At 55.3% G+C, this 14,609-nt stretch carries 14 protein-coding genes; 5 read left to right on the top strand and 9 right to left on the bottom strand.

Annotated elements, in window-relative coordinates; genetic code table 11:
- Positions 1-379 precede the first annotated feature (379 nt).
- From CEE69_RS30740 to CEE69_RS30690, 8 genes are all read right to left on the bottom strand, one after another.
- On the bottom strand, positions 380-1,183 hold the full coding sequence (locus CEE69_RS30740) for an ATP-grasp domain-containing protein (protein WP_099264331.1): 804 nt from the start codon (positions 1,181-1,183) through the stop codon (positions 380-382).
- Positions 1,184-1,353: 170 nt separating this feature from the next.
- Complete coding sequence (locus CEE69_RS30735) at positions 1,354-2,487, bottom strand: ABC transporter permease (protein ID WP_099264330.1); 1,134 nt, start codon at positions 2,485-2,487, stop codon at positions 1,354-1,356.
- A gap of 192 nt (positions 2,488-2,679) precedes the next feature.
- Positions 2,680-3,387 carry an ABC transporter ATP-binding protein gene (locus CEE69_RS30725; RefSeq protein WP_099264329.1) on the bottom strand — a complete coding sequence of 236 codons (708 nt, stop codon included), beginning with the start codon at positions 3,385-3,387 and terminating at the stop codon, positions 2,680-2,682.
- Positions 3,387-4,946, bottom strand: a complete 1,560-nt coding sequence (locus tag CEE69_RS30720; RefSeq protein WP_099264328.1) for an HlyD family secretion protein — start codon at positions 4,944-4,946, stop codon at positions 3,387-3,389. Before CEE69_RS30720 ends, CEE69_RS30725 begins: the two co-directional genes overlap by 1 nt.
- A gap of 2 nt (positions 4,947-4,948) precedes the next feature.
- Entirely contained in the window at positions 4,949-5,470 is a 522-nt protein-coding gene (locus CEE69_RS30715; RefSeq protein WP_099264327.1) for a hypothetical protein, read from the bottom strand.
- Between the two features lie 29 nt (positions 5,471-5,499).
- Positions 5,500-6,654, bottom strand: coding sequence for an ABC transporter permease (locus tag CEE69_RS30710; RefSeq protein ID WP_099264326.1), 1,155 nt, complete (start codon positions 6,652-6,654; stop codon positions 5,500-5,502).
- 55 nt (positions 6,655-6,709) lie between these two features.
- Complete coding sequence (locus tag CEE69_RS30705) at positions 6,710-7,090, bottom strand: heavy-metal-associated domain-containing protein (RefSeq protein WP_099264325.1); 381 nt, start codon at positions 7,088-7,090, stop codon at positions 6,710-6,712.
- A gap of 1,178 nt (positions 7,091-8,268) precedes the next feature.
- Entirely contained in the window at positions 8,269-9,690 is a 1,422-nt protein-coding gene (locus tag CEE69_RS30690; protein WP_099264323.1) for an MATE family efflux transporter, read from the bottom strand.
- A gap of 215 nt (positions 9,691-9,905) precedes the next feature.
- Between CEE69_RS30690 and CEE69_RS30685 the strand changes: the two genes are divergently transcribed.
- The 5 genes from CEE69_RS30685 (at position 9,906) to CEE69_RS30665 (ending at position 13,894) form a co-directional block, all read left to right on the top strand.
- Positions 9,906-10,118 carry a hypothetical protein gene (locus CEE69_RS30685; RefSeq protein ID WP_099264322.1) on the top strand — a complete coding sequence of 71 codons (213 nt, stop codon included), beginning with the start codon at positions 9,906-9,908 and terminating at the stop codon, positions 10,116-10,118.
- Positions 10,119-10,245: 127 nt separating this feature from the next.
- The gene (locus CEE69_RS30680; protein ID WP_099264321.1) at positions 10,246-11,331 is read left to right on the top strand and encodes a glycosyltransferase family 4 protein; all 1,086 of its coding nucleotides are present in this window, start codon (positions 10,246-10,248) and stop codon (positions 11,329-11,331) included.
- Positions 11,328-12,446, top strand: coding sequence for a glycosyltransferase family protein (locus CEE69_RS30675; RefSeq protein WP_099264320.1), 1,119 nt, complete (start codon positions 11,328-11,330; stop codon positions 12,444-12,446). The genes CEE69_RS30680 and CEE69_RS30675 overlap by 4 nt, the downstream gene beginning before the upstream one ends.
- Positions 12,443-13,303 (top strand): glycosyltransferase family 2 protein, encoded by an 861-nt coding sequence (locus CEE69_RS30670; RefSeq protein WP_099264319.1) that lies wholly within the window; start codon positions 12,443-12,445, stop codon positions 13,301-13,303. Before CEE69_RS30675 ends, CEE69_RS30670 begins: the two co-directional genes overlap by 4 nt.
- 120 nt (positions 13,304-13,423) lie before the next feature.
- Entirely contained in the window at positions 13,424-13,894 is a 471-nt protein-coding gene (locus CEE69_RS30665) for a PA2169 family four-helix-bundle protein (RefSeq protein ID WP_099264318.1), read from the top strand.
- 248 nt (positions 13,895-14,142) lie between these two features.
- Here the strand turns inward: CEE69_RS30665 and CEE69_RS30655 are convergent, their stop codons facing one another.
- The gene (locus CEE69_RS30655; RefSeq protein WP_099264316.1) at positions 14,143-14,514 is read right to left on the bottom strand and encodes a DUF7674 family protein; all 372 of its coding nucleotides are present in this window, start codon (positions 14,512-14,514) and stop codon (positions 14,143-14,145) included.
- Positions 14,515-14,609 lie beyond the last annotated feature (95 nt).

Genomic DNA, 14,609 nt, shown 5'->3' with positions numbered 1-14,609 from the left:
CAAGTCACGGGCAGTTTGGTAGTCGCCGCCGTATCCGGGTTGGACAAGTGGAAGTATCCAATTTGGAGTACGGTCACCGAAGAGTGAAATTGGCATGTCGTGTTGGATGAACCACCGGGAGTCAGCGTCGACACCAACGACGACCTCAGAACCACCAGCGTTCGTGAACAACGGAGGCAACCACGTAATGCTGCGGTCTCCATTGCTCATAGATTGCGTCGCCTAACGGAAGGTTTTTACGACACCGCCGTTACCGAAGCGGTGGAGTTTGAATCACGAGAAATTGTACCAATGCCAGCGCCCGTTGCCTACCAACGAAGGTGTGCCGAAGGCCTAGCGTAAAAACCATGTTAGCGGACCCGGTGAATCGCCAAGACGGTCAGCCATTTGAGAGGTCACCCGTGACGGCACGAACAATACTGACGGCATCGCAGGCGTAAAGGTCAGCACCGCCAAACGGGTTGAGTTCGAGCAGTCGCAATTCACCGTCACATTCACAAACGTCGAGGACGTAAGCGTCAGCAGGAGCTGGAATCGCGTTGGCAACGGTTTGCGCAAAGGTCCAAACATCGCTTTGAGGTTGGTCCGCGACAGCCGAACGAGTTGGGGCATCGTATGCGGAACCAGCAACGACGGAGCGACGGACAACAACGAATCGCCATTCGCGACCGACGTTGCGTATCGGTGCGGCAACAATGGGCAACGAATCGTCGTCAAAGTAGAAGCCGTGATCCAACGCCTTGAGCGTTACCGAAGCGACATCAAGGATGCGGCCGCTGAACGGTTTCAGTGGGCTGTCGGGGCGAACGAAAATGCGATCGGCGCAGCCGATGGCTGCGGCAACGTCAGCGGCAGACGCAACGAAGTCATTGGCGGGCATCAAACGCCAATCGGTATGAAGCAACCAATCGCGAGCAGATTCGTACCACGCCGAGCAGCAAAACGAAGCGGTGTTGCAGAATGATCCCGGCGACCAATCGAGTTCGTCGTGGATACGAGCGGCGTTGCCAAGCGAACCATGGAAATACGTGTGATCTCCGGCAAGATCGGGCGGCAGCCCGTCGGACCACCAAGCATCGTTCCAATCGACGAGACGATGCCCCGCATCACGGACGGCCGCACGAAGTGGCGAGTGTGAATCAGGAAAAACGTCAGATTCAAGCACCCACGTTGCACGAGTCATTTGAGCTAGGGTCCGCTAACAGGATTTTGGACGACAGAGTGTCGTCCATGCTGGAAAGTTGGGGAATTTAGACTTGGGATTCTAACACTTCATGCGTTTGGGTGGGTGCTTTCGATGACCGGTGCTTCGGCGTCGGCATTCATTGTAATTTGGATTGTCGTCGTCATTTCTCATGCTTGTCGCAAGGCGTTGACGATTGGGACGGTTGCTGCCTGGATGGCGGGGATCAGTCCCGCGAGCATTCCGACAAACAAGGATACGATGGTTCCGGTAGCGGCCAGCCCCAGTGATGGTCGAAACGCGATCGTTGCACCCTCGGCTCCGATCGCGAATCCTCCGAAGCCGAGAGCGGCGAGAGCAAGCAGGGTTCCAGCCACTCCGCCCACCACGCACAAGATCGTGCTCTCGGCCAAAACCAGTCGCATTGCTCGGAGCGGACGCACGCCAACGGTTTGTAGAACAGCGTATTCCTTGATGCGGTCTTGGACGCTCATCACCGTGGTCGTCGCAACCAACGACAACACGAGCGCCACGCAGGCGTAGCCCAACCAATGAGCGAACCCAATCAAGTCCACCAAGTCCGATAGTGTGCTGGCTTGAAAGGCGCCCTTTCGACGCGTCTTGGTGGCGACCGCACCAGCCCGCAGTTTTTGATCGATCGCGGCGGCCACACGATCGGGGTCTGCGTCATCGGTGAGAAGGACTTCGTGCTGAGTCACCAAACCGGCCGCATCCAAACCTCGGGTGTATTGAAGGAATTGCAGACTGGTGTAGATCAAGTTCTCTTCCGATGGCACGTTGGACTCAAAAACTCCCGCGACGCGAACCGAGATTTCGCCGATCGTGAATTGATCGCCGACTTTCAGTCCACGGCGCTGAGCCACATTGCGGCCGACAATCGCGGCATCGCGAGTTGACTGGAACTGCTGCCAATCCCCGCTCGTCAATTTCAATGGACGGGTTTGCTGAATTTGTTTCGGGTCAGCTCCATTGAAAACCACAATGTCGAGACTGGCTCGGCAGTTGTTCGTCCACACCTGAATGGGCATCACGTCGCGCACACCCGGGATTTCCGCGATCACTCGTTCATAGTCCTCCGGCAAACGACTGCTCGTTGGACAGAACCGGTTCTCTTGGAACACGATCAAATTGCGATCCGCGTCAGAACCCGTCGTTAGTCGATGCAGGCCTTCCTGAACGGAACCCACGAAGCAAAAGACGAACATCGCCACCGCGGCACCGGTGACGGTGAGCAGCGTCCGCGTGCGGTGTCGCCAAAGCGTTTTCAATACATAACGAAACATAATGTCCATCCGAATTCGGAAGCGTCCAATGTGGCATAGGCTTCCAACCTGTGATTCTGCACCAAGTAGCTGATGCCACCTATCGTTCAACTAAGCTACGCGTGAACAACAAGTGACGATGTTAGCGGTGTGGCGCAAGCCGCCCGGCGAGGAACCGGAGGGCTCGCGCCCTTCCGCTACGTCACTTGTTGTTCACGCGTTGCTAACTGTCGAAGTCTCATCCAATCCAACCTCACGAAACTTGCCACGATCCAACACCAACTGCCGCGATGCGATTTTGGCAGCGTCCGTGTCGTGGGTGACCATCAACAGCGTGATGTCAAGTTCCTTGTTCAATCGCTGCAGCAGGACCTGAACCTGTTCACTGGTTTCCGTATCCAAACTGCCGGTAGGTTCGTCAGCCACGACGACTTTGGGGTGAGCCACGATGGCTCGCGCGATCCCGACACGTTGCTCTTGTCCACCAGACAATTGTCGAGGGTAGTGGTCGGCTCGATCGCACAGCCCCACCGCTTCCAGTGCCAGTTCAACGCGTTGCCGGCGTTGCGAGCTGGTCATCTTCAGCAACAACGTTGGCAACTCCACGTTCTCATAAGCCGTCAGAACGGGAATCAAATTGTGCGTCTGAAAGATGTAGCCCAAATTCGCAGCACGCCAATCGGCCAACTTGCCGCGAGAAAGCTTGGTCACCTCGGTTCCAGCCACGCGAATTGTTCCGGCGTCAGGGCGATCGATTCCGCTGACCAAGTTCAGCAGCGTGCTTTTTCCGGTACCACTTGGCCCCATCAGCGAGACGAAGTCGCCCGCCTCGATGTCGAGGTCAACCTCGTCCAGCGGTGTGATCGTTTCATCACCCTTGCGAAAACTTTTGCAGACGCCACGCAGTTCGACCAATGCCATCAGTTCATCCCCATCGTTGTGTCTTCACGTTCGACCAAAACGGAATCGCCAGGTTTCAAATCCGAAGGAACGTTGGCGATCAATTTGTCAGTGACGTTGAGTCCCGATTCAATTGCCACCAAGCCATCGCCCCCTGAGCCACCAACCACCACGGGAGTTTGCCTTGCCATCTCATCTTCCGTGACACACCAAACAAACGACCCCGACTCGCCGGTTTGAACCAATGCCTCCGGAACAAACAAGCGTTGTTTGTCTTTTGCCGCGTTGACATTGGACTCGGTCGCAGGTGACAGGAAGGTGGCCGTGACCAACATCTCAGGGCTGACCGTGGGAGGAGGATCAATCAGTTCCACCTTCACTTCCAAGGTGTTCTTTTGAACGTTCGCGGCACTGGTGGCTTGCAGAACCCGTCCTTGGATGACCAATGACGACGACGCGGTTTCGATCTCCACTGGCTGGCCTCGGCGAACCATTGGCACATCTTCCAGCCGCACGTCCGCGCGGACTTGCAGACGTTCGGGATCGTACATCTCGACGACTGTGCTGGCGCTGTGCCCCGTCGAGGACGCCATGCCCGAGACTCGGGTTCCCGGCGAAGCGATCAAACGCAGGATACGACCATCCATGGGAGCCTTGACGATATTGCGTTCCAAAGCCAATTCCGCTTGCTTCCGTTGCAGCTTCGCCTCCTCCCATAGTGCTTTCGATGAGGCGACCTTGGCTTTGGCTTCTTCGACTTGTCGTGTTTCCTCGACTAACAAATTCAGTTGCTTCTCCAACGCTCGGACTTTCGTTTTCAACGCATCGACCTCGCGTTGCAGATTCGGTTGGCGACGCTGCAGCTCTTGCAACTTGGCCGATTCAGCCGCGTGGTCGCTTTCCGCACGAGCAACGATGCGTCCTGAGATCGCGCCTTCAGCAGATCGTTTGCCTTGCATGTTGTTCCGCGCGTACTCGACGCTCGCCTGGGCGGCCTCGATCAAAAACGGCAGTTTCGCGAGTTCCGTTTCCGCCCTCGCCAACATGCTCTGCGCGTCGGCGAGCTGAACTTCCAAGTGCACGGGGTTTTCAAACCGAACCAACGCAGCGTTCAATTCCGCCTCGGCGCGTTGCAGTTCACCCTGCCGGATCGCAACGGTGTTCTTTGCCTGCTGGACGTTCAGTTCCGCGTCGATCGAGATCAACCGCGCGACCGGTTCGCCACGTTTCACCGGTTGTCCTTCGACCACCAACAACGATTCAATCACACCGGGGGCCAATGCCGCGACGCTGATCGCAGTCGGTCGCGGTTCGATCCAACCGGGTGATTGAAACAACGTTTGCCCCGCATGAACGACCTCAGCACGTTTCGCGATCACTGGGATCACGGTGACACTTTGCCGTGGCATCCAGTGACGACCGGCCGCGACCGCGAGCAATGCCGCAAAGCCGACCAGGATTCCAATCGGAAACACATAGCGACTGATCCATCGTCGACGACGAGACGCCGGCGATGGAGTGCTTTGTGTTGGCGAGCGGTCGATGGCCAGTTGACCGAGATCCAGCGGAGCGTCAGCCATGGTTACTTGCTCGAACGAACGAAGACGTCGCTGGTTTCCACAGTCAAGTTGCCTTGGTCGTCGCGTTTGGCAACGCCATGCACGACCACGGTCGCCAGTTCATTGACACCCAACAATTCGCGAGCCGTCTTTGAAACCGGGGCTCCCGACTCATCAACGACCTTCACGGTCGCGATGTTGTCTTTGACCTGATCCTGCGTGCAGCAATAATCCCAAGGCGTCGGGCAACCTTCTTCGTCGGCACAGTACGGGATCTTTGGATCCACGATCGTGAAAGCAGCCAGTCCGTCGACGAATGGTTCCGTGGATCCACCGATCAAACCGACCAAAGTCAATTCCTCGCCATCGGCTGCCTTTTCACGAGCTTCCCCGACGGGCATCGCGCCCGCTGGTTCTGCGCTGGCGAGGTAGGCCGAATCCGCTGTGGTCGATGAGGCTGCATCCTGGTCGGCGACTTCTGCACCATCGCAACCAGCGATCAGGGCAATGGCTCCAACCAATACAAAATGTTGAAAACGCTTCATGGTACTTCTCTATCAAATGGGTTAACGAGTCAAACAGCTTTCAGTCCCGTTGCGACTTCTTCTCGCAACGCTTTCAGTGCCGGTGGCAACGAGCCAAGGACACCCAACAAAATTCCCACGCCGCAACCGATCAAAATTGCAACGCTGTCGATCCGCAATGTGAAAGCTCCCATCGTGAATCGAACCGCCATGCCGTTGAGCAGCAGCAACGCCACCACCCCGGACAACAACGATCCAGCGGCCGCCAACAAGACGCCCTCCTGGACCACGCTCAGCAAAATCGCAAACCTTCGATATCCGATCGCTTGCAACGTTGCGATCTCTCGAATCCGTCCGGCAACGGATCCGTACATCATGTTCAATCCGGCAAACACACCCGCGCCGGAAACCAGCACCACCACAAACCACGCCAACACTCGAACGGGTTTGTAATGTTGTTGCAGCGAGGCGTAGTAATCCGTTTCGCGAATCGCTCGCAGTTCCAAGTCCAATCGTTCTTTGCAAAACAACTGAACCTCCGCGGGTGAACGACCGGGCTGCAATCGAATCGCGACCAGACTCAAGTCTTGTCGTTTGGTCGCGGTTTTAAAGTCACCCAAGGGGCACCAGATTTCAGATTCGTAGGCCGACCCGCCGGCAGCGAACCGGCCACTGATTGTCCACTTGCGTCCCTCGAATTCGAGTTGCCTGCCAAGCTCCAATTCATTCGGTTCGCGCCCAAGCTTCGTGGCGACCAAGCGGCCAACCATCACTTCGCCGTCCGCCGGCCACGTTCCCTCAACCAACTGAACGGAACGGCGTACCAACGGTGCCGACGTTTCAACGCCTCGTACCAAACCGAGTCCACTAGGTCCCGATTCAGTGGCGACGCGTGTGCCCAGATACAGCTCCGGTGAGACATGGTTGACGCCGAAACGTTTCATCGTGCCATCGAGGCTGGCCGCCAACAACGAAGGGGTCCGAGCGGCAATCGAGGAGTTCTCGATGTTCTCTTCCGAGTTCACCGAATACACCAACACCACGTCTTCATCCCCGCTGATCGCGAGCGACCGTTCCAAGCCGCGAATGAATCCAACGACCACAAACACCAACATCACCACGGTGGCCAATGCCACCAAAGTCAACGCGGTGCGGACCGGACGCCGGGCCAGGTTGCGGACGCCGTATTCCCAAGGCAACAGCATCAGCGATCGCCTTGGGACATAAGTTGGATGCAGAAACGGATGGCAAATCTCATCTTCAACGCTTTGGTTTGGACGTGAACGTGCCGTCGGGAGTGATCATCTTCTTTAGCGTTTTGCCAATGCTCTCCATGATCTCCCAGATTCCCTTGGGACTCAGCTTCACGCCGTCCTTGGGAACCAAGGTCACCGACTTCTTTTCGATACTGCAAACGACCTTGGTGACAGCATCCACCGAATCAAACCGAGCGGTGATTCGTTTGACGCATCCGCCACACATCTCGCCCACGGTCATCACGATTTGATGAGCCGGTTTCTCCTTAATCAGCGTTTCCGCTGACGCGGGTCCAGGACCGAGCAAAGCGGAATTGAGAAAAGCCAAAGCGGCCAAACTCAATCCATTCCGTTTCCAACAAAACATGATTCTCAATTCTTCCATTCAAGACAGGATACAAACGCGTAATGAGCACCATCGTCTGTTCTGCGATGGCAAACAAACGGATCGAAGGCGAGCCGATCCAAACAGGTTGTCAAAGCACGACGGAAACATCACGCAGTGCAATCACTGACCACAGATCCAACGAGGTCTCAATCAATGAACGCGCAGCAACGCATCTTCAGCACTGACGCGATTACAGAACGACCTGGAAGATCAAATCAGCCAAGATTGGTGCGCAAGACGCACCTGACGGCCAGATAGACTCGCGCAAAACGGCAAGTCACGACGCGAACACCAATTCGCATCGGAGGAGAAAAGCGACTTCGATCGAACATCGACCACATTGGTCCAAGCAACGACCAAACTGAGATCGGGAAGATCCAAATCGCTCTCGAGAACGGCACCTTCGCAAATGCAGTTCATGCAATTGCAATCGTCTCCGCATGGGGAGGAGTCGCCACGTATGGGATCAAGATCCGACGTGGACACTGGTGCAGATGATTCATCGTGATGGCAGCAACTGCAGGTTGCTTCAGCAACACTTTCATCGCATGTTGCTTCCGTTTGACACGAGAAGCAACGCAGAGGGCACGTCAATAAATTGACGACCAACAGAGCGATGAAGAGCGGAGTTTTCATGCTTCAAAGTCTAGCAACGCTCAATTATCCGAGCAACCAGATTCTCGCAGAAGCCAAGCGTTCGGCGGACTCGGTGAGTGTCGATCGAGTCGTCAGCAAAACGTTAACGCATGTAGGATGGGCACTCTTGCCTTTTTATACCCCACATCTCGAAACACCAAAGATTAGTGTCCGATCAGAGTGGATTAGTGTTCCACCAGAGCGGTCAAGGGAACACTAATCGCCGCTAATCAAACACTAATGATTCCTCGGCAAGGGATGTTTAGCCTTAAACCGCTTGTATTCCCAACGCAAGCGGCTCCCAAAAGATGTGGGGTACAAAAAGGCACTCTTGCCCGCCAGATTTGCGGATGTCGGCCAAGAGTTGCCAACCTACAACCCAAAACGCTAGGACCGCCCGGTTGGGGCAAGGTCGTAGAACAGAGCTTTCGCAAACGACGACGGTCCACAACACCCAACATTTCACAGTCCACAGTCAGGTGCAGGAACTGTGGCGAACGCCGAGCGGCTCACATCCCCGATGACACTTGCGTACCTGTTCAGGCCAATGCCGCTTCCGAAGACTGCTTCGTTGACCAGAAAAGACTGCCCGCCAAAACGAAAGCCTGAGCCGCCGACCAAAGCACCAACGCGGACCACCAATGAAGCACGATCTGGTCTTCCCCCGCGATCGATCCAGCCCGAAGCCATCCATCAGGCGCGAGCAACCATCCACCGACAACCACCAAGAAACCAGGAATTGCCGTCGCAACCAGAATCACAAACGACTTGCCGATCCCTTTCGCTGAGGCCGCCAGTATCAGGCTGGCAACGTCCACCAAAGCATAGACGGCCACAAACCGCATCAAGCGAATCGCAAGCGGTTGGATTTCTTCTCTCTCTTGCTCGCTGATCCCGCCCAACGGAATTTGCAACAGCGACTCAGGGAATGCGGCGAGTGCAATCGCCAGTGTCATTGCCACGACCAAGCCCAACGCAATCCCTCGACGGATGGTTTCCGATGCCAACCCAATTCCTTTGGATGCCAGTGCTTGCCCGGTAACAACCGTAACCGCGGTGCCCAAGCCAATCGCGGGGATGGACAGCAACTGATACATGGTGAGCGCGGCGGAGGTCGCCGCCAAACCAGTGACCGATGCCGCACCAATGACCAACAACACGAAGCTGAACAAGCCTGACCGAATCAATTGCTGCAATCCAATCGCGGATCCCGGCACGATGATCTCGTTCATGACACGACGACTCGGTCGCCATGCGGCACCAACGTGGCGTCCGAACGAATTCAAACGCATCAACATCATCGCGAACACAGCGACTTTGAACCACATCGCAATGGTCGTTGCGAGAGCAGCTCCAAAGACACCCATCGCGGGCAAGCCCAACCCGCCGAAAATGAACCAATAGTCCAATCCGACATTCAGCACCGACGAAGCGATGTTGGTTTGCAAGATCGGCCGGGTCACTCGTCTTCCTACGAAGAACGCGGTCAGGCCGGCTTCCAACATGGATGCAGGCGCGACCAACAACAACGTTTGAAAGTAGCGAGCCTCCTGTTGCGCCAGTTCAATGTCGTGTCCAAACGCTTCGAACAAATCGGGGCTCATCCAACCGATCAATGCGAACGCTGGAACGCAAGCCAGTGTGAACCACAAACATTGCCAGAGCAGCGACCAAACCCGAAGCGCAACCGCTCCCCGACCGAGCTTCTTCCCCATCGCCATCGCTGCGAGCGGGGTAATAAAGCCCATTGCGGTGACGGGAATGCAAGCGATCGCCCAATACAAGTTGCCGGCTGCCATCGAAGCTGCTGACGAAGTCGGCCCGTACCACATCAAAAGCGTTCGATCGGTGAAGAGCGTGATCGAGAAACAACCTACGGTGGCCGCCAGCGGAATCGCAACCGCCACCATCGCACGATATCCGTACGCGTCGGTTTCGATACGACGGGGCGATTCGGACATGAGTTCCTACAAGAGAATGGACAGCGGCCAATCGTCGGCGGTCAGATCAAAAACTGAAAGTGCGTGGATCGCGACATGGCGACGTTGAACAAAACGCGTTCAGCCTCTGGCTCAAAAAATGCAGTGAAAGCTCGCAGATCGTTCGCGACTACGCAAGCGAAACACGTGCCAGCGCATCGCGTCGCCCAACGTGACAACTTAAACAGGAACTAACAATGTCCACCACCAGCTTTTCACAGCGGCAAACCAAGGCAAACCATCAAGTAGCCAGCGCGCATGCTGGCCCGAGTTCCGGCAGTGGAATGCTGACTCGTTTGCTCTCATCGATGGCTACATTGATCAACCAATCTGATCGAAAGCTAACCGATTCAGGAGTCATCAATCCGGTCGCGGAACGCGTGTCCGTCGTCGCAACTCAACGCCGCTGAGTATCTCCCCACGACCTTTGGCACAGTCGTTGCTAAAGCCGAAGCCGACGGAATCGAAAACGACATCACGGATGATCTGAGTATCAATCACCCGTTTCAAACTCCATCGGCTGGGGAGCCACTCGCGATGAAAATCGGCATCATAGGTCATCTCAAATTTCCCATCGCGAAACCATACGCAGGAGGTTTGGAAGCATTCACTCACGCGTACACAAACGCATTGGTGAACCGAGGTCACGAAGTCACATTGTTTGCTTCTGGCGACTCGGATCCGCAGTTGCCTCTCACAGGCATCACACCCAACGCAACCATTCCCGAATCCAATGCTCGACTCGGACGAATGTGTCATGATTGGATCGAAAGCGTTGAGGACGAAGCCTACGCGGCACTGATGCTGCAACTCAGCACGAGTGATTTTGATGTGATTCACAATCACTCGCTCAGTCCCATCCCTTTGCAGTTCTCACATCTGCTTCCAACACCTTTGATGACGACGCTGCATGCCCCCGTCTTGCCTCGTATGGCAGTGGAACTGCGTCGACGCGGCCCGGAAGCGTGCGGGCAATTCATTAACATCTCGAATGCAAACGCGGATACTTGGCGTTCGTTGCTACCCGAGCAATCGGTCATCCACAATGGAATCGACACTTCATTCTGGGTACGTTGCAAAGAAGAAAAGCAGCGGCGAGCCATTTGGTTTGGTCGCATTCTGCCGGACAAAGGAACGCACTTGGCGTTGCGAGCAGCACATCGCGCCGGCATTCCACTCGATGTCGTCGGCCCCATCTCGGCTCAAAACTACTTTAGCACGGAAGTCCAGCCACTGCTTCGTCCAGAAGACGCCTACCACGGACACCGCACCCACGAAGAACTGTGTACGTTGATCAGCCAATCAGCGGTGACACTCGTTACACCATGTTGGGACGAACCCTTCGGTTTGGTCGTCGCAGAATCGCTGGCATGCGGGACTCCCGTCGCAGCTTTCAATCGCGGTGCATTGCCGGAATTGATTGGCAAATCCACCGGACGATTGGCCAAACCAGGCAGTGTTCGCGAACTGGCTCAGGCTATTCTTGGATGCATGAGGCTGCCCGGTGAAATTTGTCGCCGAGTCGCCCAGGAACACTACAGCTTCGACCGGATGATGGAACAATACGAGTCGCTGTACCAAAGCCAATCCGACTGGAGCTTCCCGAATGAGGTTGCCGCGTGATCGATCGCCAACCTCATGTGGGCTTCTATGTCCACTATCACGGAATGGGCCACAAGCATCGGACCGAAGCCATCCTTCGACAATTGCAAGTGCCCGCATCGGTTGTGACCAGCCGGATTCATGACCTCGATTGGAACGGCCCGACGCTTGCGAACGTTGTCGGAATCGAATGCGACAATGACGACGTTCCAGTGCGTGGAATGCAGCACGCACAAGACGTCTCCGCTCTGCACTACGCACCGCTATGGACCGATTCAATCACGAAGCGAGTTGCCCAGTACACACGTTGGTTGGATGAAACTCGCCCCGACGTGATGGTGGTCGATGTCTCCGCAGAGATCTCAATGCTCACGCGGTTGGCATCGATTCCTCAGATCGTGATGCGTCAACATGGACGTCGCGACGACCCAGCTCACTTGGCCGCTTACGAAGCCGCCCATTCACTGCTGGCTCCATTTCCGGAATCAATGGAAGATGACATCACACCCGACTTTGTGCGAGACAAAACGGTCTACCTGGATGGGTTTTGCCGCGAGCAAACAATCGAAACTTCGAACCAATCGCAACGAAACAAGTCGAAACGCGAGCGGCCAATGATTGTCGTGATGTTTGGTCGAGGAGGCACGGGCGACGTTCACCAACACTTGCGAGAGGCGGCGACTTCGGTTCCGCACGCTGACTGGGTCGTTCTCGGAAAGGACGATGATTCGAACTTCGGACGGACACCTGCAAACTTGTTCTTCGCCGGATGGCAAGATCGGCCCGACAATTGGATCGCTGACGCCAGTGTCGTGGTCACTTCCGCCGGTCACAATAGCGTGATGGAACTCGGGCATGCTCGATGTCGAGTCATCGCGATCGCGGAAGATCGTCCCTTTGAAGAACAAATTCGCAAAGCGATGATTCTCGATCGAGAACGCCTGGCAATTGGGCTTACTGAATGGCCGGTATCCTCCGAGTGGCGAACGCTCATTGAACGGGCAATGAACTTGAATCCGTCGCGCTGGGACGTTGTTTTTGAAGGAGGCGGTGCCCGTCAGGCGGCCGACCACATCTCCCAAGTCGCTCAGTGGTCCCACGAAGCACGAATGTCAGCGGAGTTGGTCACACTATGATCACCAGCGTGCTAACGATTGTTCGAGGCCGCCAGGCTCACCTCGAAAACCAACTGAAAGGCCTGTTGCAGTCAGAAGTCACACCGCACGAGTGGATCATCGTGGGGATGAACCAAGAGGTTTCTATCCCGGACTGTGATCGCCTTCCAATTCGCACCAGCAGCGTTGATCACCCGACGGAACCGTTGCCATTGGCTCAGGCTCGCAATCACGCCGCTGCTCTGTGCGAAACCGAAGGCATGATCTTTCTGGACGTGGACTGCATTCCGTCATCCGGCATGATTGGCAAAATGACGAATGCTTTGAGTGATGAGGATCGCCTTTGGATGGGACGTCCTCGTTACCTTCCCGCCGGTGCTGCCAGTGGAGAATGGCAAACCCAGAATTTACAGCGACTCGCAGTCGATCATCCGCTGCAACCTTCGTTCGAAGGAAAGGATCGCTTGGCCTCTGATCGTTACGAAATGTTTTGGTCACTTTGTTTCGCAATCACTCGTTCGTCGTTTGAAAGGATCGGTGGATTCGACGATTCTTTCGATGGCTACGGAGGCGAAGACACCGACTTCTCATTCTCAGCACGCAAGGCGGGAGTGCCATTCGGTTTCCTCAACGCAGTGGCCTATCACCAGCACCATTCGGTTTGCAAGCCGCCACTGAATCATCTTCAGCCGATCGTTCAAAACGCCGAGCGATTCCGAAACAAATGGGGAATCTGGCCGATGGAATCATGGCTGAATGCCTTCGCGGAACGCGAACTGATCGAATTCGATCCAACATCGAGCTCCATTCAAATTCATCGTTTGCCGACGCAAAACGAGATCGAAGACGCGACCACGTTGACACCCGCGGGCTTTTGATCTCGATCCACCAATGTTTTCAATGAACCGGAGTTTCCGGCACGGTAGTTGCAACTCAGTTCTTTCAACAAGCGAACCGCTTGATGAAAAAAATAACCACAACGAAATAAGGGATTTGAAATGTCGATTGAAACTAAAATTGATTTGAACGAAACCACCATCGCAAAGCTTCAGAAGCTGATCCGTGCCAACATCGACTCGTACAACGGGTTCCACGAATCCGCAGAAGAACTGAAGGACGAACGTCTCTCGGCACTCTTCAAAAACATCGGCGACGAGCGATCGGCCATGGCGAGCGAACTGCAACAGTACGTTGAGTTCAATGGGAAAGACGCCGAAGACGATGGCAGCGTCGCAGCAAAAACCCACCGCATCTGGATCAACATTCGCGGCAAATTGAACGGTGGCGATGCCACCGTGATCCTGATCGAAGCCGAACGTGGCGAAGACCACATCAAGGAAGCCTACGAAGATGTCTTGAAGGACACCGCAGGCAGTGCCATGAACGATGTTTTGACCGCCCAATACGCCAAGGTCAAAGCCGGCCACGACAAGATTCGCGATCTTCGCGACGCTTACAAAGCCAACTGATCACGGTTGGCCTCATCATCTCGATTTCAAAACCGAGCAACGAAAGCCATGTCCAAGGACATGGCTTTTTGTTTGCGCCGACGAAATGTCGCGAGTGTTCAATTCTTTCGAAGTTGCGACTCTAGCCAAGAACGAAGCAGACAATGGCAAAAGCCAAAGCAATCCAACCAAGGCCAGCCAGCTCTGCCAAACACGGAAGCTTTGCCAAAGGGCTCAACGTGAAACCCATGTTGTCGGGAACGTCCAAATCAGTTTAGTTTTGCAAGAACTTCTTCAGAGCAACCAAGAGAGGACGTGAACTCGTTGCGAAGCCGGGCGGAAAGCTGTCCAAGAGCCCACGAACGTGATTTGCGACCATCATCGAATTTTAGGTGTTCGACAAAGACAACATGAAACAGTGACCGCATTTCCGGGTGTGCATGGGCCAGCACCCGATCCGCGATCTGGAAGTACGCTTTTACGAGCTCGCTATCGCCATCGTCGATCGCGTTCTGCGTTGCGTGGTAGAAACGCGAAAAGGCAATGTGCACGCGCATCTTCGCCGATTCGCCCACAAATTCAGCGGCAAGATCTGGGAAACGCTCGAGCGCCCATTCGAGAAATGCCGTGCGAAATGCCAATACGCTAGTGCCTCCGGAACGATTTTGTGCCGCTTGATGACCTCATTTTCACCAGATCCTCAAGCAGCCAGAAGCGTGCCCTGATAGGTCCACTT

Origin of the sequence: Rhodopirellula bahusiensis (assembly GCF_002727185.1) — a bacterium.
Taxonomy (GTDB): Bacteria; Planctomycetota; Planctomycetia; order Pirellulales; family Pirellulaceae; genus Rhodopirellula; species Rhodopirellula bahusiensis.
The sequence above is the reverse complement of the archived record's forward strand: the minus strand, read 5'-3'. Positions and strand labels throughout refer to the sequence as shown.